2 protein-coding genes are annotated in these 531 nt (G+C 56.3%); both read left to right on the top strand.

Features of this window, described 5'->3' with window-relative positions:
• A partial coding sequence (locus ABQX22_RS26775) for a hypothetical protein (RefSeq protein WP_441005335.1) occupies positions 1-250 on the top strand: 250 nt, incomplete at its 5' end.
• 49 nt (positions 251-299) lie between these two features.
• Positions 300-531 (top strand): hypothetical protein (locus ABQX22_RS26770; RefSeq protein WP_349802867.1); only part of this gene is annotated, 232 nt, incomplete at its 3' end.

Below are 531 nucleotides of genomic sequence, written 5' to 3'. Positions count from 1 at the left end.
GCAAAAACCGCGTACCAAAGGAGCCGACATGAACCGCATTCGCACCGCAGAAGAAGAACAGGAATACCGGCGTAAGCAACAACATGAAACCAGACTGCTCAACGAAACACTGAAGGGCCGCTGGGATCAGGTGCTGCCGAGCCTCATTCCCGGTCTGGATCTGGCCGTGGAGAGAGGACACCAGCACCACATCACTTGCCCGTTTCACGGCGGTGTCAACGATTTCCGTATTTTTTCAGGATTTCGCTGACACTGGCGGCGCCATTTGCTCTTGTGGCAAATGGACTGACGGATGGGCATTGTTGATGCATGCCCGCCGGTGCACCTTCTTCGAAGCCAAGAAGATGCTGGTGGAGGCGCTTGGCGGTCGCTTCGACGCGTCGAACCTCCCGGTCCGATACGTGAAGGTCAAGGATCCTGACGAAGTTGCGCGGAAGGATGCTTTCAACAAGAAGATCGTTCAGCAGATCTGGGGCGATGCATTACCCCTGACCGATGACCGTTCTGCACCCGTTCGGCGCTGGTTCTACA

The sequence above is a fragment of the Xanthomonas sp. WHRI 1810A genome, from assembly GCF_040202885.1.
GTDB lineage: Bacteria > Pseudomonadota > Gammaproteobacteria > Pseudomonadales > Pseudomonadaceae > Aquipseudomonas.
This window is presented reverse-complemented; position numbering and strand designations above follow the sequence as displayed.